The organism is Dietzia cinnamea NBRC 102147, assembly GCF_001571065.1.
In the GTDB taxonomy this organism is placed as follows: Bacteria; Actinomycetota; Actinomycetes; order Mycobacteriales; family Mycobacteriaceae; genus Dietzia; species Dietzia cinnamea.
Genome location: NZ_BCSW01000021.1, coordinates 22,614 through 41,466 on the forward strand (window position 1 = coordinate 22,614; position 18,853 = coordinate 41,466).

Consider the following 18,853-nt stretch of genomic DNA (forward strand, 5'->3'; position numbering starts at 1 on the left):
AGGCCCGTCGCCCGGGTCAGCCGGCCGCCATGGCTGCGTCGGTCGTCTCGTCCCCGGACGTGTCGCCGCCCGCCGCGTCTCCGCCGTCGGCCTGGTCGGTGGTCGCCGTCGCTGTCGCCGTCGCCGTCGCGGTGGTGGGCGTGGTGACGGTGGTCTTGGTGCCGGTGGTGGTCGTCCGGGTCATCCTGCTCGTGCTCGTGGGGCTCGTCGACGACGTCGTGGAACTCGTCGCGACGTCGCACGGCTGGAACACGCGGCGGAACCGGTCGGGGACTCCGAGCTGCTGCAGTTGCTCACGGCACACGTCGGACGTCGGCTCGGCGAGGAACTGCCACGAGTCGTCCCGCCACGAGAACAGCTCCAGCTCACCGCTCTCCCGGGTGACCAGCAGGAAGCGCTCGTCGCACTCGCGGACGGTCGTGCCCCGGCCGAGCTCGCCGGCGATGAACTCCGAAGTGCAGCGCTCGGTGGCGCTGGGCGGGCCCGTGGTGGTGGGCGCGGTCGACGTCGTCGTCCGCGACGTCGACGGGGTGGCGGTCTGCGTCGAGTTGGTGGGCACCGCGACCGGCTCCTCGTCGCCGCCGGTCGCGGTGAGCAGCCAGATCACCAACGCCGCCACCACGGCGATCGCCAACAGGACGGCGGCGATCAGCCACGGCGTCGACCCGCCGCCGTCCCCGTCGTCCCAGGGATCACCGTCGTCGGGCGGGACATCGCCTGGCGGGGGCACGTCCCCGGTCGGGTAGGGGTGAGGCGTCGGCCCGGGGCCCGCGGGGTACTGCGACCAGGCCGCGCTCGACGTGCCGCCGGGGACGGGCGGGAGGTGTTCGGTGGCCGGGTCCGCGGGCGGGAGCTGCTCCGTCGGCGGGTCGACCGGCGGCAACCGCTCGGTGGGCGGGTCCGCGGCACCCGAGCCACCGGGCGACAGTCGCTCCGTCGGCGGGTCCGCGAGATCGGCCGCTCCCGCGCCAGCAGGATCGGCCGCCGGGGTCGGCTCGGTGGGCGCCTCGCGGTCGTCCGGGTCCGGATCCGCGGGGTCGTCGCCCCGGCGTGGACCGCCCGGTCCGCTCACCGCGGGACCTCCCCGCGCGACTCCTCCGTGACACGCCCGTTGGCCAGAACGGGGATCGCCTTCCGGATGTCGGTGACCTCGTCGTCGTCGACCTCCACTACCATCAGCCCCGCACCGGGGCCGGCCTCGGCGCGCACGGTCCCGTCCGGCCCGACGAGCAGCGAATGCCCGACGCCGGTGGGTGCGCCGCGCTTGACCTCGACACCCTCGACGGCCGGGTCCGCCTGGCCCACGGCGAGCAGGAAGGTCGTCGAGTCGAGCGCGCGCGCCCGGGCGAGCAGCCGCCACTGGTCGACCTTGCCCGGGCCGGCGCCCCAGGAGGCGCTGCACAGGGTGAGGCGCGCGCCGGCGGACGCGAGCGCTGTGTACTGGCCGGGGAACCGGATGTCGTAGCAGACGCTCAGGCCGACCCCCACGCCGTCGACCGTCACCACGCGCGTCGCGTCGCCGGGCTCGACGGTGTCGGACTCCGCGAACCCGAACGCGTCGAACAGGTGGATCTTGTCGTAGCCCGTGTGGATCTCGTCGCCGCCGCCGGTGGGGCCCGTGACCAGGAGGGTGTTGCGGACGCGGCCGCCCTGACCGGGCGTGAACATGCCGACGACGACGAGGACATCGTGCTCGCGCGCGGATTCGGCCACCGCGGTCGCCCACGGGCCGTCGAGGGGTTCGGCGATCTCGTCGAGTCGACCGGCGCCGAACGCGCGCATGGTGGCCTCGGGGAACACCACGATGCGGGCCGACTGCGCTGCGGCCTCGGCCACCGACTCGCGGACCAGTCGGAGGTTGTCCTGCGGGTCGCGTCCGGTCAGGATCTGGGCGGCGGCGATACGCACGGCGGTCCTCCTCGTGGATGTGCGGTGGGCTGTCGCCGCCGACGTTACCCGCCCGTGCGGGCCCGCCCGGGGTGGCCGCGGCGCTGGTGGCGCGGGCGCCACACCACGACCGAGGTCGAGCGCGGCACGTGGACCAGCTCGCCACCGGCCCGGCCGCCGGTGCCGGCGCGACGGCGGAGTTCGGCGTTCTCCTCGACCAGCTCGGACACGCGGCTGCGCAGGGCGTCGACCTGATTGGTCAGTTCCATGATCCGCTTGATGCCGGCGAGGTTGACGCCCTCCTCCTGGCTCAGGCGCTGCACCTCGCGGAGCATGGCCACGTCCCGCAGGGAGTAGCGTCGCCCGCCGCCGGTGGTGCGTTCGGGCGTGACGATGCCCAGGCGGTCGTAGGTGCGCAGGGTCTGGGCGTGCAGGCCGGACAGTTCGGCGGCCACCGAGATCACCAAGGCGCTGTCGTCGGGGCCCAGCTCCCCGACGTCCCGGCGGGGGCTCATGTCGCCCCGGCCCAGCCCGACCGGGGATCGAAGCCCGCCGCACGCAACGCGTCGTCGTAGGCGACCAGTTCGGCTTCGGCCATCCCGGCGGGGGGCGTGACCACCCGGAGGGTGACCTTGAGGTCACCGGTTCCGGACTTGCTCGCGATGCCCCGGCCGCGCACGCGCAGGATCTGATCGGCGCGCGACCCGGCGGGGATCTTCACGGTCACCCGCCCGGTGAGCGTGGGCACGGACACCTGAGCGCCGCGGACCAGTTCTGGGTAGGAGACGGGCAGGTCCACCAGCAGGTCGGAGCCGTCGCGGTCGAACACCGCGTCCTTCTGGACGGTGACGGTGACGTAGAGGTCGCCGGACGGGGCGCCGCGGAAACCGGCCTCGCCCTGGCCGGAGAGCCGGATGCGTTGACCGTCCTGGACGCCGGCCGGGACCTTGACGTTGATGGTGCGGGTGCGGTTGGTGACGCCGCTGCCCGAGCACTCGGGGCACGGGTCGTCGATCTTGGATCCGGTGCCGCCGCAGTCGGTGCAGGGCTCGGCGAACCCGAACGCCCCCTGGTTGCGCTGGGTGACGCCCGCGCCGTGGCAGGTGCTGCACACCCTGGGGCTCGTGCCGGGTCGCGCGCCGCTACCGTGGCAGGTCAGACACGGTGACGGCGAGGACAGCTTGATCTGGACCGTCTCGCCGAGAGCGGCCTCGCGGAACGACAGGGTCAGAGCGGTCTCGACGTCCTGGCCGCTGCGCGGGCGCTGCGCTCGGCTCCGACCGCCTGCGCCGCCGCCCGCTCGGGCCTGGTTGAACAGGCCGCCGAAGAGGTCGGAGAATCCGCCGGCGCCACCGGGCCCTCCCTCACCGAACAGGTCACTGACGTCGAAGTCGCTCGTGGTGGTGTAGCTGCCGCCGCCGGGCGTGAAACCACTGAACCCGCCGGAGGAGACCTGCGCACGGAACGCGTCGTACTCCTTGCGCTTCACGGGGTCGCCGATGACGTCGTTGGCCTCGCTGATCCGCTTGAACTTGTCCTCTGCGGCCGCGTTGCCGGGGTTGGAGTCCGGGTGATTCTCGCGGGCGAGCTTGCGGTATGCCTTGCGGATGTCGTCCTGGCTGGCGGTCTTGGAGACGCCCAGTTCGGCGTAGTAATCCTTCTCGACCCATTCGCGCTGACTCACCAGACGCCTCCTTTCCTCAGATCTCGTATTCTCTCAGGTTCCCCGGCGCGGCCGGGGCCGGGTCGGCGTGCGGGCACGGTCTGGAGACCTGGGGTCGGTCCGCGCCCGCACGCCGGGTGTGAGCCGGGTGGCTCAGCGGACGATCACCATCGCCGTCCGCAGGGTCCGCTCACCGTGGCGGTAGCCCTTGCGCAGGATCGTGCCGAGGACCGGCTCGGAACCGTCGGACTCGTCCTGCACGGCCTCGTGGATGGCGGGGTCAAACGCGTCGCCCTCCTCGCCGAAGGCCTCGACACCCTGGGAGGCCAGCAGCGCGTGGACCTTGTCGGCGAAGACCTTGAGCGGCCCCTCCTCCAGGTCACCGTGCTCACGGGCCCGGTCGAGGTCGTCGACGATCCCCAGCAGTTCGGTGAGCACCGATCCCTTGGCGGTGTCGATGATCGACTGGCGGTCGCGCTCGACGCGGCGGCGGTAGTTGGCGAACTCCGCCGACACCCGCTGCAGGTCCGCGGTCCGCTCGTCGAGCTGCGCCTGCAGCGCCGACGTCGGATCGTCGTCCCCGCCGTCATCGGCCTCGGTGCCGTCGGTGGGGGCGGCCGCGCCGGCCGCGGCCGGGCCGTCGGCGGGAGCGGCGCCCTCGTCGACGACCTCGGCCTCCACGGTCTCCGTGGCGCGCTGCGCCTCGTCGTCAGCGCCGGCCCACGCGGCGGTCTCGGCGGCGTCGCTCTCCTCGGGGCGGCTCACTTGGACTCACCCGCATTCGGCCCGGCGGGCCCGTCCTCGTCGACCACCTCGGCGTCGACGACGTCGTCGTCGGCCGCGTCACCGGTCGTGGCGTCGCCGGCCTCTGCACCCTCGGCCGCGGAGGCCTCGTAGATCGCCTGTCCGACGGCCTGGGCCTCGGTGTTGACCTTCTCCACCGCGGACTTGATCGCGTCGACGTCCGAGCCCTCGAGCGCGGTCTTGGCGTCGGCGATCGCGGCCTGGAGGGACTCCTTCTTGTCAGCCGGGATCTTGTCCTCGTTCTCCGAGACGAACTTCTCCGTCTGGTAGATCGTGGACTCCGCCTGGTTGCGGGCGTCCGCCTCCTCGCGACGCTTGGCGTCCTCGGCGGCGTGCTCCTCGGCGTCCTTGATCATCTGGTCGATCTCCTCCTTGGAGAGGCCGGAGCCCTCCTGGATGATGATCGTGTTCTCCTTGCCGGTGCCCTTGTCCTTCGCGGTGACGTGGACGATGCCGTTGGCGTCGATGTCGAAGGTGACCTCGATCTGCGGCACGCCGCGCGGCGCCGGGGCGATGCCGGCGAGCTCGAAGGAGCCGAGCAGCTTGTTCTGCGCGGCCATCTCGCGCTCACCCTGGAAGACCTGGATCTGCACGGACGGCTGGTTGTCGTCGGCCGTGGTGAAGGTCTCGGACCGCTTGGTCGGGATGGTGGTGTTGCGCTCGATGAGCTTGGTCATGACGCCACCCTTGGTCTCGATACCCAGCGACAGCGGGGTCACGTCGAGCAGGAGCACGTCCTTGACCTCACCGCGGAGCACGCCGGCCTGGAGGGCGGCGCCCACGGCGACGACCTCGTCCGGGTTGACACCCTTGTTGGGCTCCTTGCCGCCGGTGAGCTCCTTGACCAGGTCGGACACGGCCGGCATACGGGTCGAGCCGCCGACGAGCACGACGTGGTCTATCTGCGAGACCGAGATGCCGGCGTCCTTGATGACGGCCTGGAACGGCTGGCGGCAGCGGTCGAGCAAGTCCTGCGTGATGCGCTGGAACTCGGCGCGCGAGAGGGTCTCGTCGAGGAACAGCGGGTTCTTGTCCGCGTCCACAGTGATGTACGGCAGGTTGATCGAGGTGGACTGGCTCGAGGACAGTTCGATCTTGGCCTTCTCGGCGGCCTCACGCAGACGCTGGAGCGCCATCTTGTCCTTGGTCAGGTCGATGCCGTTCTGCGCCTTGAACTTGTCGACCAGCCAGTCGACGATCCGCTGGTCCCAGTCGTCGCCACCGAGGTGGTTGTCGCCGGAGGTCGCGCGGACCTCGACGACGCCGTCGCCGATGTCGAGCAGGGAGACGTCGAAGGTGCCGCCACCGAGGTCGAAGACCAGGATGGTCTGCTCCTTGTCACCCTTGTCGAGGCCGTAGGCCAGGGCGGCCGCGGTGGGCTCGTTGACGATGCGCAGGACGTTGAGACCGGCGATCTGGCCGGCGTCCTTGGTGGCCTGACGCTGGGCGTCGTTGAAGTAGGCCGGCACGGTGATGACGGCGTCGGTGACGTCCTCACCGAGGTAGGACTCGGCGTCCCGCTTGAGCTTCTGAAGAATGCGGGCGCTGATCTCTTGCGGGGTGTAGTTCTTGCCGTCGATGTCGCTGGACTTCCACTCGGTGCCGATGTGGCGCTTGACCGAGCGGATGGTGCGGTCGACGTTGGTGACGGCCTGGTTCTTCGCGGGCTGACCCACGAGGACCTCGCCGTTCTTGGCGAACGCGACCACCGAGGGGGTCGTGCGTGACCCCTCGGCGTTGGCGATGACGTTGGCCTCGCCGCCCTCGAGGACGGCGACGCACGAGTTGGTGGTGCCGAGGTCGATACCGACTGCACGTCCCATGGTGATCTCCTTTTCTGCTTCGCGAGCGCGAACTCGTCTTTAGTGGACCCGGCTCAAGGGCCGGGCCGTCTGACTCCACCCTGCCTTCCGGCTACCGAGGGAGTCAACCCGACTTGAGTCTGGTGCGCTGAGGTTTGTCGCCCCGTACAACCGGCGGTCTGCGGGTTCCATTCCCGGAGTGAGTCAACTCACAGTAGAAGATGAGTCGGTCGGACTCAACGACGAGAGCGTCCCGGCACCCCGCGGTGGGCGGAGGCGTCCGGAACGCTCGGGTCATGGAGAGAAGAAAAAGAGAAGAGAAGAAGCGACGACGACGAGGTGCACCGTCCGCCGGCACCGGGCGATCGCCCCCTGCGCCGGCGCACTCCCCGGTCTAGATCACGCCCTGGGCGAGCATGGCGTCGGCGACCTTGCGGAACGCGGCGATGTTGGCGCCGGCGACGAGGTCACCCGGGGCGCCGTACTCCTCGGCGGTCGCGGCCGCGGTGGCGTGGATGGTGGTCATGATCCGGTCGAGCTCGGAGTCCACGCGCTCGAAGTCCCACTGCAGACGCCCGGCGTTCTGCCGCATCTCGAGACCGCTGGTGGCCACACCGCCCGCGTTGGCGGCCTTGGCGGGCCCGAACAGGATGCCCCGCTCGTGGATGACCTCCACCGCCTCCTCGGTACACGGCATGTTGGCACCCTCCGCGATCACCCGGCACCCGTTGTCGGCCAGCAGTCGGGCCGCGTCGCCGTCGAGCTCGTTCTGGGTGGCACAGGGCAGCGCGATGTCGCATTCGACCTCCCACACCGACCGCCCCTCGACGTACGTGCAGTTGCCGCGCTCCTCGGCGTACGCCGTGAGGCGTGCGCGACGCACGTCCTTGATGTCGGAGAGCAGGTCCAGGTCCAGCCCGTCCTCGTCGAGGATGTAGCCCTGGCTGTCCGAGCAGGCCACGACGGTCGCGCCGAGCTGGGCGGCCTTCTTGGCGGCATAGATCGCGACGTTGCCGGAACCGGAGACCACCACGCGCGAGCCCTCGAGGCTGTACTCGGTGTCGCGGAGCATCTCGCGCACGAAGTAGACGAGCCCGTAGCCGGTCGCCTCGGTGCGGGCCCACGACCCGCCGTACCCGACACCCTTGCCGGTGAGAACGCCCGCCTCGTTGCGGCCGGTGATCCTGCGGTACTGCCCGTACATGTAACCGATCTCGCGGCCGCCGACGCCGATGTCGCCCGCGGGCACGTCGAGGTCCGCGCCGATGTGATGCGCGAGCTCGGCCATGAACGACTGACAGAAGCGCATGACCTCCGCGTCGCTCTTGTCGTGCGGGTCGAAGTCGGAGCCGCCCTTGCCGCCGCCCAGGCCGAGGCCGGTGAGGGCGTTCTTGAAGACCTGCTCGAAGCCGAGGAACTTCAGGGTGTCCTCGTCCACGGACCTGTGGAAGCGCAGGCCGCCCTTGTACGGGCCGAGGTCGGAGCTGAACTGCACGCGGAAGCCGCGGTTGACCTGGACGACCCCGTTGTCGTCGACCCACGGGACGCGGAAGGCGATCACGCGCTCCGGCTCGATGATCCGCTTGAGGATCCCGCCCTCTACGTACTCGGGGTGCTGCTTGACCACGGGCGCGAGCGACTCCAGCACCTCGTGGACAGCCTGCCGGAAGAGGTGCTGTCCGGGATTGCGTCGCACCACGGTCTCCAGCGCGTCATGTAGTGCGGCGTCAGCGTCGGACATGGAACCTCCGGTCGATAAGTCTTTGGTGATGACGCATGCGTCGTTGCCGAAGAGGCAGCCTAGCGGCAGGGTCCGCGATCCTCCGACTCCCCTCCCCTTCCGAAAACCGCCAGGCGATTCTCACTAATCACACGTGTCACACTGGACTCACTAATCACAGGTCCGTAATCTCACCGGCATCATCCCGAGCAGCGATCGGTCGACCAGCGGTCGTCCATCTGTGCATCACGGAAGGCCATCATGCGCATCACCTCGACACTCGCCGCCGTCGCCGCAGCCGCGGCGCTGGTGGTCACCGCGTCGCCCGCCGGCGCGGAACCCTCCGCCACGCCCCCCGCACCCGCTCCCGCTGCCGCACAGCCAACCGCGGCACAGGCGCTCCCCGTCCTGGCCGACGCCCTCGCACCGCAGCTGACCTCGCTCGTCGAGGCGCTGCGGCGCGACCTGGGTCTCACCCCTGAGCAGTTCCTGGCCCAGGCCGGCATCGGCGAGCGCCTCGCCGAGGCCCGGCCCCACTGGGAGCAGCAGTTCCGCGACGCGTTCGGCGGCGTGTGGCTGGACGACGAGGGCACCGGCCTGGTCGGCGTCGTCGCCGGTCCGGCAGGTGACCGTCTCCGGTCCGAGGCCACAGAGGCCGGGTTCACCGTGCAGGACGTGGCGCTCACCACAGCAGAGCTCGATGCGCGCGAACGACAGGTGCGCAAGGTCGTCGAGGGCATGCCCGAGAACCTGCAGGAGCTCGTCACCGCCATACGCGTCGACCCCGCCCGCAACGCCGTCGTCGTCACCACTCGTGGCGGCGAGGCGGCCGAGCTGGGCAACCTCGACGCCCGGCTCCGCGATCTCGCCGAGATCGACATGATCGAGGCGCCCGACCCCCGCTGGGACACCGCGCCGTTCGGCAGCGAGGGCGGCGGGCAGTCCGAGGGGACGCCCACCGTCGACGGACTCGAGCCGGCCACCACCCGCACGGGCGCCGCCACCGGCGAGCGGCTCGACGCCCAGCCGGCGCCGGGCAGCGGGGCCGGCGGATCGGGATCGCTCGGCAGCCTCGGCCTCCTCAACGAGGCCGGCCTCATCCCCGAGGGTCCGCTCCGCACGGTCGTCGACCTGCTCGCCGGACTGACCCCCGGAACCGGCTCGATCATCGACGGCATGAACGAGACCGTGCCCGCGCAGGCCACCCCGGTGCCGGAGGACCGACGCCGCGCCATCCAGTCCGTGCCCGCCCCCGCCGGTCCGGTCGTGGGCGGTACCGCGTACCAGGTGCGCGTCCCGGACGGCGTCCTCGAGTGCTCCACCGGTTTCAACGGGGAGCTCGACGGCAAGCCCGTCGTCGTCACCGCCGCCCACTGCGCCGGCGCCGACGGCACCCGCGCGGCCCTGGCCGACGGCGAGGAGTTCGGCACGATGACCGGTACGCAGCGCGAGGGCGTCGACACCGCGCTGATCGCGGTCGACGAGGACGCCGCGGACCGGTTCCGCACCAACCTCGTCGGCACCGGGGACGGCAGCACCCAGGCGATCGTCGGCACAGCGGCGCCGGTCGTGGGCCAGAAGGCCTGCAAGACCGGGTTCCGCACCGGCTTCTCCTGCGGCACCATCTCCCAGGTCGGGGCCCAGATCGACGTCGCCGGCACCCGCACGATCTCCGGCGCCTTCACCGTCGACCTGTGTGCCCTCCCCGGGGACAGCGGCGGAGTCGTCTTCTCCGGCGACCGCGCCCTGGGCATCTCGAGCGCGTCCAACGTCGCCGACACCGGCACGTGCGCCAACGCGGACACCGTCGCCCGCGCCGCCGGGGTCACCCCGCGGCTGTCGGCGGTCCCGATCGACGACGTCCTGGCCGCACACCCCGGGTTGACGCTGCGCACCCGCTGACCACCTGTGTGCACCAGCTGACCATCTATACGAACCACGCGGGCCCCGCCTGCGAGTGGAGCCTGCTCCGGTTAGGGCAGCCTCAACTCGGCGAACGGGGCCCGTGTGGCTTACCTTTGACCTCGACACAGTCGACGGGCGCCCACAGGGTCTATGAGTGCTCGTGCGTCGAGAAGTGCGACGAAAGGCCGCGAACCATGTCAGGCGTGACCATCACACTCGGGACGATCGGCGTCCTGCTCAGTCTGTTCTGCTGGGCCTCGTTCATCGGCGGCGTCACCCGCATGGTGCGCGGCCTCTTCCTGGGACAGAAGGACGGATTCGACCGCTTCCGGCCGATCCTGCCCCGGCTCAAGAACGTCATCGTCGAGGTGGGCGCCCACACCCGGATGGCGCGCAAGCGCTCGGTGGGCTTCTTCCACTGGTTCGTCATGGTCGGCTTCCTGCTGGGCGCGATCGTCTGGTTCGAGGCCTACATCCAGACGTTCAACCCCCGCGGTGGCTGGCCCTGGCTGTCCGAGCAGTCCTGGTATCACGTCATCGACGAGATCCTGGGACTGGGCACCGTCATCGGCATCACCGCACTCATCATCATCCGCCAGGTCAACCAGCGCCGTGGTCTCAACCGCTTCGTCGGTTCCGACCGCAAGGCCGCCTACTTCGTCGAGACCGTCGTGCTCCTCGAGGGCCTCGGCATGATCTTCGTCAAGGCCGGCAAGCTCGCCCTCTACCGCGCCGACGGCCAGGACTTCCACTGGGCCACCGACTGGGTCTCCGGTCCGATCTCGACGATCCTGCCCGCCAACGAGCTCATGGTCTCGATCTTCGCGCTGATCAAGCTGCTCACCGGCATGATCTGGCTGTACGTCGTGGGCCGCAACATCACGTGGGGCGTCGCCTGGCACCGCTTCTCCGCCTTCTTCAACATCTACTTCAAGCGCGAGGCCGACGGCCGCACCGCACTGGGCGCCCTCAAGCCCATGACCATGGACGGCGTCCCGCTGACCATGGAGAAGGTCGAGGAGCTCACCGAGGAAGACGAGGACTTCGAGCCCAAGCTGGGCGCCGGCGCGATCGAGGACTTCTCGTGGAAGGGCTGGCTGGACTTCACCACCTGCACCGAGTGCGGCCGCTGCCAGGAGCAGTGCCCCGCCTGGAACACCGGCAAGCCCCTGAGCCCGAAGCTCATGATCATGTCGCTTCGTGACCACGCGACGGCGAAGGCCCCCTACCTGCTCGCCGGTGGTCAGACCACCATGGGCGAGGAGACCGGCCTGGTCGACGCCGACGGCAACCCGGACGAGGCCAAGCTGGCCAAGATCCCCGAGGCCGCCCGCCTCGAGGCGCAGCGTCCCCTGGTCGGCCATACCACCGCCGACGTCTCCGAGGACCCGACGGCCGCGGGCATCATCGACCCCGAGGCCCTGTGGTCCTGCACCACCTGTGGCGCCTGCGTCGAGCAGTGCCCGGTCGACATCGAGCACGTCGACCACTTCATCGACATGCGCCGCTACCAGGTGCTCATCGAGTCGGAGTTCCCGACCGAGCTCGCCGGCCTGTTCAAGAACCTCGAGAACAAGGGCAACCCCTGGGGCCAGAACAACTCGGGTCGTGACGAGTGGATGAACGCCCTCGACTTCGACATCCCGGTGATCGGCAAGGACGTCGAGGACTTCGGCGACACCGAGTACCTGTTCTGGGTCGGCTGCGCCGGCGCCTTCGAGGACCGCGCCAAGAAGACCACCCAGGCCGTCGCCACCCTGCTGCACACCGCCGGCGTGAAGTTCGCGGTGCTCGGTCAGGGCGAGACCTGTAACGGTGACTCGGCCCGCCGCGCGGGCAACGAGTTCCTGTTCCAGATGCTCGCCGAGCAGAACATCGAGACGCTGAACAACGCGTTCGACGGCGTGCCCACGTCGCACCGCAAGGTCGTCGTGACCTGTGCGCACTGCCTCAACACGCTGAAGAACGAGTACGGACCGCTCGGCGGCGAGTACCAGGTGGTCCACCACACCCAGCTGCTCAACCGCCTCGTGCGGGAGAAGCGTCTCATCCCGGTCGCGCCGATCGACGGCAACGTGACCTACCACGACCCGTGCTACCTCGGCCGCCACAACCAGGTGTACGAGGCCCCGCGTGAGCTCATGGACGGCTCGGGCGTGACCCTCAAGGAGATGCCGCGGCACGGTCAGCGGTCCATGTGCTGTGGCGCCGGTGGCGCCCGCATGTGGATGGAGGAGACGGTCGGCAAGCGCATCAACATCGACCGTGTCGACGAGGCGCTGTCGACCTCGCCCTCCAAGATCGCCACCGGCTGCCCGTTCTGCCGCGTGATGCTCTCCGACGGTGCCACCGCCCAGACCGACGGCACCGAGCTCGAGGGTGAGGTCGAGGTCGTGGACGTCTCCCAGCTGCTGCTGGAGTCCATCTCCCGTGACGGCGGCCTGCCCGATCCCCGCGAGCCCCAGTGGCTCGAGCAGCCCAAGCGGGAGAAGACGACCGCGGAGAAGGAGGCCGAGCAGGCCGAGCGCGACGCCGCGGAGGCCGAGCGGGCGTCGGCTGCCGCTCCCGCCGAGGCGAAGACCGCCGAGGCCGCCCCCGACAACGCCGTCATCGACGCGGGCGAGGGCGCGGAGGTCGCGGCCGCCGGTTCCGGGGGCACGGTCAGCGCCGCGGAGGCCGGGCCGTCGGCCGCCGACTCGAAGGGCGCGCCCAAGTCGGGCGGCCTCAAGCTCGGCGGCGGCAAGGCCCCGGGCGGCGCGAAGGCCCCCGGTGGGGCGAAGGCGCCGGGCGGAGCCAAGGCACCCGGTACCGCGACGGCCGACGCCGCCGCGGTCGAGGAGCAGTCCGCGGTGAAGGACGCCGAGCGCACCGAGGAGACGCGCGAGGCCGCCCAGGGTTCGGCTCCGGCCACCTCGGGCGCGCCCAAGGCCAGCGCCGGCGCTCCCAGGTCGGGCGGGCTCACGCTCGGCGGAGGCAAGGCGAAGGCGCCCGGCGGCGGCAAGGCGATGGCTCCGGGCGGGGCCACGGCGCCCGGCGGCGCCAAGGCCGCGGCCGCTGAGCCATCCGCCGGCGAGTCGGCGGCGGCGCAGGCCGCCCCTGCCGAGGCGACCGAGGCGTCTGCGCCCGCCAAGGGCGGTGCCATCCCCAAGGCGAAGAAGTCCGGCGGCTACGGCCTGTCCCTGGGCTGATTCCCACCGGAAAGCCATCGCGGCCCGTGATCACAGAGCTGATCACGGGCCGCGGTCTATTTCGGTTCGCGCGGAAGAGGCCAGCTGCCGGTCAGCAGGTGTGATGCACTTCCTGCACCCGGTACACCGGCGTCGGGATGCCCTCCATCCGCGCCTTGAGCTGTAGCGCGAGGTACTTGGAGTAGTGGCGCGACTGGTGCAGGTTCCCGCCGTGGATCCACAGCTGCTCCACGTTGGTCGGCTTCCACATGTTGCGCAGCTCGCCCTCCCACGGGCCCGGATCGCGCGTGGTGTCGGAGCCGTAGCCCCACACCTTCCCGACCTGATCCGCGACCTCCTGGGACACCAGGTCCACGAGCCACTGGTTCATCGAGCCGTACCCGGTGGCGTAGACGATCAGGTCGGCGGGCAGCACCCGCTCGCCGTCGAGCTCGACGCCGTCCGGCAGGATCCGCGTCACCTGCCCGCGCTCGAGGGCCACCTCGCCGTCGATCAGGAGCTGACTGGCACCGACGTCGATGTAGTACCCCGAGCCACGTCGGAGATACTTCAGGAACAGGCCCGACCCGTCCTCGCCGAAGTCCAGATCGAACCCGACGTCCCGGAGCTTGTCGTAGAACTCCGCGTCCTTCTCCGCCATCTGGTCGTAGACGGGGATCTGCGCGTCCGGCAGCAGCCGGTAGGGCCAGGAGGCGAACAGCAAGTCCGCCTTCTCGGTGGTCACACCGGCCTCGAGCGCCTCCTCCGAGTAGAGGGGACCGAGCGCGAGCGACATCAGCGATTCGCTCCGGGAGATGTGAGTGGACGAACGCTGGATCATCGTCACGTCCGCACCGTGATCCCAGAGGGCGGCGCAGATGTCATGGGCCGAGTTGTTCGAGCCGATCACGATGGCGCGCTTGCCCTCGACGTCGCCCTCGCCGGTGAACTCGGACGAGTGCCACTGGTCGCCGGTGAAGTCCTCGGCGCCGTCGAAGTGCGGGATGTTGGGGTAGCCGGACACCCCGAGCGCGAAGATCAGCTGGGTCGGCCTGAGCTCGATCTTCTCGCCCCTGCGGTCGACGCGGACGCGCCACGTCGCCGTCGTCTCGTCGAACTCGGCGCCCAGGCACTGCGTGCCGGACCAGTAGTCGAGGTCCATGATCGCGGTGTAGTGCTCGAGCCAGTCCCCCACCTTGTCCTTGGCGGGGAACACGGGCCAGTCGTCCGGGAACGGGATGTAGGGCAGGTGGTCGTACCAGACCGGGTCGTGCAGGTGCAGGGACTTGTAGCGCTTGCGCCATGAATCGCCGGCGCGCTCGTTCTTCTCGATCACGATCGTGGGCACGCCGAGCCGCTTGAGCCGGGCGGCGAGGCCGATCCCGCCCTGACCGCCGCCGATGATCACCGCGTAGGGCTGCTCGGTGTAGCCGAGCGATTCCTTCCGCTCGGTCTGCTGCTCGAGCCAGGTCCGGCGTCCGCGTCGGATGACGTGCTCGACGCCCTTGTCGCGATCGCGACCCTTCTTCTCCTCGTGCCCCGTGAGCTCCTGCAGCGTGGTGAGCAGGGTCCAGGCCCGTCCGTCGCGCAGTCGCAGGTGGCCCCAGCCGCGACCCGCCGCGGTCTCGAAAGTGATCCACGCCTCGATCACGCCGCCCGACTCGGTGGCCGGCTCCGCGAGCTCCCAGCCGGTGGGGGCGATCGCGGCGAGCTGGCAGTCGAGCATCTCCCCGATCTCCTCACGCCCCTCGAGGGTCCGGAGGTTCCAGGTGAAGGACACGAAGTCGCGCCAGCACCCCTCGGTCTCGAACATCCCGGCCGCGCGGCCCGTGTCAGCCTCGCTCAACGCCTCGCCGAACTCCGCCAGCCACGTCTCCACGGCGCGGTCGGCGTTGTCGGGCTGCGCCGGCGCTTCCGTCGTCTGGGTCATACCCACTCCTTCGCCCTGCTGTAGCGTTTTCATGACGTAGATCACACTGTCTTCCCCAGGGGGTGGCAATGTCGTTGCAATCGGCGCTGCGGTTCTCCGACCCCGGCGCCTTCGCGGCCCGCACGATCGAGGCCCACGAGATAGCGCTGGCCGGCGGTCAGACGCCCGATCTGGACTCGCGGGTGTTGCGCGCCTGGCAACGCAGTGGGGACGCGGGAATCTCCCCTGACCAGCAGGTCCCGCGCAGCGTCCTGTCGCGGGACGAGCTCGCGACCGCACGCGAGATGACGCCGCTGCACCGGGTCGCGGCGGAGGTCGTGGCATCGGTGGCGGACACCTCGGCCGCCGGGCGCCACCTCGTCGTCGTCTCCGACACCCGGGGGCGCGTGTTGTGGCGCGCGGGCAGCGCGCAGGCGTTGCGCCGCGCGGACTCGATCGCGTTCGCGGAGGGCGCGGACTGGTCCGAGAAGGGCATCGGCGCCAACGGCATCTCGCTGGCACTCGAAACCGGGGCCCTCACCCACGCCACCGCGGGCGAGCATTTCGTCCGCGCCCACCACGGCTGGACGTGCACCGCGAGCCCGATCAGGGATCCGCGGGGGCTGGTCATCGGGGTCCTCGACGTGTCCCACCCGCTGCGGTTCTCGTCGGTGGAGACCGCCGCGCTGGTGCGCTGCGGCGCCCGGCTCGCCGAGTCCCTGCTCGCCGCGCTCCCGTCATCCCCCGGCGCGGCCGCCGGCCCCGGGCACGACGACGACAACGCCGTCGCCCACGCACCCGGCCACGTCCCGGCCGACCATCCCAACCCTGTCACCGCGATCCGACTGCTCGGGTGGAAACCGGCCGTGATCCGGGCGGACGGGACCTCGATCCCGCTCACACCCCGGCGGGCCGAACTCGTGGCGCTGCTGGCCTCCCGTGAGGCGTGGTCGGCGCGGGCGCTGTCGGAGGCTCTCTACGAGGATCCGTCGGCCACCACGACGGTGCGCGGTGAGGTGCGTCGTCTCCGCCGGGCCACCGGGCTGTCGATCGAGTCCCAGCCGTACTCGCTGTGTCCGCTCGAGCGCGAGTGTGTGGACTTTCTGCGCGTCGAGCATCCCGACGAGCTCCTCCCGGACTCGGAGATCCCGGCGATCGTCGACCTCCGATACGGGATCTGACCGCAGCGATCCGCCTGCGATCGCCGACTCCTCCTCCGCCCGGGCACGCGATGCCGGGGCGGGGGAGGCGAGTGGCACAATCAGCAGGTATGACTCCTGAGACCACGGGACGCACGCTCCGCCAGCCGCGCACGCTCGACCAGTCCTCCAAGCTCAAGGACGTCCTCTACGAGATCCGCGGGCCGGTACTCGCCCGGGCCAACCAGCTCGAGGCGGAGGGGCACCGCATCCTCAAACTCAACATCGGCAACCCTGCGCCGTTCGGGTTCGAGGCGCCGGACGTGATCATGCGGGACATGATCGCCGCGCTCCCCCACGCGCAGGGTTACTCGGAGTCCAAGGGAATCCTCTCGGCCCGCCGTGCGATCTTCACGCGCTACGAGCTGGTCCCTGACTTCCCCCACCTGGACGTCGAGGACATCTACCTCGGCAACGGGGTCTCCGAGCTCATCACGATGACGATGCAGGCACTCCTCGACGACGGCGACGAGGTCCTCATCCCGGCGCCGGACTACCCACTGTGGACCGCGATGACCTCGCTCGCGGGCGGCAAACCGGTCCACTACCTCGCGGACGAGGACGACGACTGGAACCCGTCGCTGGAGGACATCGCCTCCAAGATCACCCCGCGCACCAAGGCCATCGTGGTGATCAACCCCAACAACCCGACCGGCGCGGTCTACTCGCGGGAGGTCCTGCAGGGGATCGTCGACCTCGCGCGGGAGCACAGCCTGCTCATCCTGGCCGACGAGATCTACGACCGGATCGTCTACGACGAGGCCGAGCACACGTCCATCGCGACGCTGGCCCACGACCTGCTCGTGCTGACGTTCAACGGGCTGTCCAAGACGTACCGCGTGGCGGGATACCGGGCGGGCTGGGTCGCCATCACCGGGCCGAAGGCGCACGCCGCGGGGTTCCTCGAGGGGCTCGAACTCCTGGCCTCGACGCGACTGTGCCCGAACGTGCCCGCCCAGCACGCCATCCAGGTGGCGCTCGGCGGCTACCAGTCGATCAACGAGCTGATCGAGCCCGGCGGGCGGCTGCACGAGCAGCGCGGCATCGCGTGGGAGAAGCTGAACTCGATCCCCGGCGTGAGCTGCGTCCGGCCGATGGGCGCGCTCTACGCCTTCCCCAGGTTGGATCCCGACGTGCACGAGATCCACGACGACCGGCTCTTCGCCCTCGACCTGCTCGAGCGGGAGCGGATTCTCGTCACGCAGGGCACCGGCTTCAACTGGCCGAAACCGGACCACTTCCGGGTGGTCACCCTGCCCGCGGCGCGGGACCTGGGCGTGGCCATCGAGCGGATCGGCAACTTCCTGGCGTCCTACCGCCAGTAACCCGCAGGGGCGACCGCGAGCCCGACGGGCGGCAGAGCGTCGGCGACCGAGGGGACGCCGCGGCCGAGGGCGCGGTAGGTCCAGCCGGCCTCACGCCAGCGGTCAGCGGGCATGCAGTTGCGCCCGTCCAGCAGGATCCGGCCCCGCGCCACCCCGGCGACCGCGACCGGGTCGAGCTCGACGAACTCGGCCCACTCGGTGGCCACCAGCACCACGTCCGCGCCCTCGCACGCCGCCAACGCCGACCCGGCGTAGGTCAGGGTCGGGAACAGGGCCCGGGCGTTGTCCAGCGCCTGCGGGTCGTACACCACCGCGCTGGCGCCCTTGAGCGAGAGCATCCCCGCCACGTTCAGCGCCGGCGAGTCACGCACGTCGTCGGAGTTCGGCTTGAACGCCGCCCCCAGCACCGCGACGGTCTTGCCGATGACCGTCCCGCCGCACGCCTCGACGGCCAGGTCGACCATCCGCTCCCGGCGCCGCATGTTGATCGAATCGACCTCCCGCAGGAACGTCATCGCCTCGTCCGCACCCAGCTCCCCGGCACGCGCCATGAACGCGCGGATGTCCTTGGGCAGGCAGCCCCCGCCGAACCCGAGCCCGGCGTTGAGGAACCGCCGACCGATCCGCGGATCCATACCGATCGCATCCGCCAGCACCGTCACGTCCGCGCCGGCGGCCTCGCACACCTCCGACACCGCGTTGATGAAGCTGATCTTGGTCGCCAGGAACGCGTTCGCACTCACCTTGACCAGCTCCGAGGTCGCCAGATCCGTCACGATCACCGGACACGGATCCAACTCGAGGATCGGCGCGTAAGCCCGCTCGACCAGTTCACGGGCGAACCCCTGCTCGTCCGGCCCGCCGGGCAGCCCGATCACGATCCGGTCCGGCGTCAGAGTGTCGGCCACCGCGAAACCCTCACGCAGGAACTCCGGGTTCCACACCACCCGCGCCTGCACACCGTCGGCCACGTGCCAGTCCGCGACCCCCTGCAGCCGCGCCGCCGTCCCCACCGGCACCGTCGACTTGCCCACCAACACCGCATCCGAGGTGAGCAGCGGCACCAACCGCGTCACCACGTCCTCGACATACGTGGTGTCCGCGGCGAACTCGCCCTTGCGCTGGGGCGTGCCCACCCCGATGAAGTGCAGGTCCGCGAACTCGGCGGCCTCGGCGTAGTCGGTGGTGAACCGCAACCGACCCGACTCGACATGCCGCAGCAGGATCTCCGGCAGACCCGGCTCGTAGAACGGCACCTCGCCCCGGCGCAGCCGCTCGATCTTCGCCTCGTCGACGTCCACTCCCAACACCTCATGGCCCAGCTCGGCCATACAGGCGGCATGGGTGGCGCCGAGGTACCCGGTCCCGAACACGGTCATACGCATGGCGCCGTTCTACCCCGTGAAGGCGTCGCGGTGGGAACGCGCTGGTGAACGACGCCGGTGCACTGCGCGTCGCACGCCCCGGGCGGT

The 18,853-nt window shown here is 70.7% G+C and carries 13 protein-coding genes; 4 read left to right on the forward strand and 9 right to left on the reverse strand.

Annotated elements, in window-relative coordinates; all coding sequences use genetic code 11:
• Positions 1 to 16: 16 nt before the first annotated feature.
• The 7 genes from DCI01S_RS09305 to gdhA form a co-directional block, all read right to left on the reverse strand.
• The gene (locus tag DCI01S_RS09305; protein WP_061228961.1) at positions 17 to 1,072 is read right to left on the reverse strand and encodes a hypothetical protein; all 1,056 of its coding nucleotides are present in this window, start codon (positions 1,070 to 1,072) and stop codon (positions 17 to 19) included.
• A complete protein-coding gene (locus DCI01S_RS09310; protein WP_061228962.1) occupies positions 1,069 to 1,908 on the reverse strand; it encodes a carbon-nitrogen hydrolase family protein in 840 nt (279 codons plus the stop codon). Before DCI01S_RS09310 ends, DCI01S_RS09305 begins: the two co-directional genes overlap by 4 nt.
• A gap of 44 nt (positions 1,909 to 1,952) precedes the next feature.
• Positions 1,953 to 2,402 (reverse strand): heat shock protein transcriptional repressor HspR, encoded by a 450-nt coding sequence (locus DCI01S_RS09315; RefSeq protein WP_061228963.1) that lies wholly within the window; start codon positions 2,400 to 2,402, stop codon positions 1,953 to 1,955.
• Positions 2,399 to 3,571: a molecular chaperone DnaJ gene (gene dnaJ / locus DCI01S_RS09320; protein ID WP_061228964.1), complete on the reverse strand. Its 1,173-nt coding sequence runs from the start codon at positions 3,569 to 3,571 to the stop codon at positions 2,399 to 2,401. The genes DCI01S_RS09315 and dnaJ overlap by 4 nt, the downstream gene beginning before the upstream one ends.
• Positions 3,572 to 3,703: 132 nt before the next feature.
• Complete coding sequence (grpE, locus tag DCI01S_RS09325; RefSeq protein ID WP_061228965.1) at positions 3,704 to 4,315, reverse strand: nucleotide exchange factor GrpE; 612 nt, start codon at positions 4,313 to 4,315, stop codon at positions 3,704 to 3,706.
• The gene (gene dnaK, locus DCI01S_RS09330; RefSeq protein WP_061228966.1) at positions 4,312 to 6,177 is read right to left on the reverse strand and encodes a molecular chaperone DnaK; all 1,866 of its coding nucleotides are present in this window, start codon (positions 6,175 to 6,177) and stop codon (positions 4,312 to 4,314) included. Before dnaK ends, grpE begins: the two co-directional genes overlap by 4 nt.
• A gap of 373 nt (positions 6,178 to 6,550) precedes the next feature.
• Positions 6,551 to 7,897 (reverse strand): NADP-specific glutamate dehydrogenase, encoded by a 1,347-nt coding sequence (gene gdhA / locus DCI01S_RS09335; RefSeq protein ID WP_061228967.1) that lies wholly within the window; start codon positions 7,895 to 7,897, stop codon positions 6,551 to 6,553.
• Positions 7,898 to 8,137: 240 nt separating this feature from the next.
• Here gdhA and DCI01S_RS18040 point away from each other — a divergent pair, with 240 nt between their 5' ends.
• Entirely contained in the window at positions 8,138 to 9,778 is a 1,641-nt protein-coding gene (locus DCI01S_RS18040; RefSeq protein WP_061228968.1) for a S1 family peptidase, read from the forward strand.
• Between the two features lie 197 nt (positions 9,779 to 9,975).
• Complete coding sequence (locus DCI01S_RS09345) at positions 9,976 to 12,969, forward strand: (Fe-S)-binding protein (RefSeq protein ID WP_061228969.1); 2,994 nt, start codon at positions 9,976 to 9,978, stop codon at positions 12,967 to 12,969.
• Between the two features lie 91 nt (positions 12,970 to 13,060).
• Here the strand turns inward: DCI01S_RS09345 and DCI01S_RS09350 are convergent, their stop codons facing one another.
• Positions 13,061 to 14,878 (reverse strand): flavin-containing monooxygenase, encoded by a 1,818-nt coding sequence (locus DCI01S_RS09350; RefSeq protein WP_061228970.1) that lies wholly within the window; start codon positions 14,876 to 14,878, stop codon positions 13,061 to 13,063.
• A gap of 68 nt (positions 14,879 to 14,946) precedes the next feature.
• Between DCI01S_RS09350 and DCI01S_RS09355 the strand changes: the two genes are divergently transcribed.
• The gene (locus tag DCI01S_RS09355) at positions 14,947 to 16,038 is read left to right on the forward strand and encodes a helix-turn-helix domain-containing protein (RefSeq protein ID WP_061228971.1); all 1,092 of its coding nucleotides are present in this window, start codon (positions 14,947 to 14,949) and stop codon (positions 16,036 to 16,038) included.
• Positions 16,039 to 16,127: 89 nt separating this feature from the next.
• The gene (locus DCI01S_RS09360; protein ID WP_061228972.1) at positions 16,128 to 17,381 is read left to right on the forward strand and encodes a pyridoxal phosphate-dependent aminotransferase; all 1,254 of its coding nucleotides are present in this window, start codon (positions 16,128 to 16,130) and stop codon (positions 17,379 to 17,381) included.
• On the opposite strand, the gene DCI01S_RS09365 is transcribed toward DCI01S_RS09360, so the two are convergent.
• On the reverse strand, positions 17,369 to 18,766 hold the full coding sequence (locus tag DCI01S_RS09365; protein WP_061228973.1) for a UDP-glucose dehydrogenase family protein: 1,398 nt from the start codon (positions 18,764 to 18,766) through the stop codon (positions 17,369 to 17,371). The genes DCI01S_RS09360 and DCI01S_RS09365 overlap by 13 nt on opposite strands.
• Positions 18,767 to 18,853 lie beyond the last annotated feature (87 nt).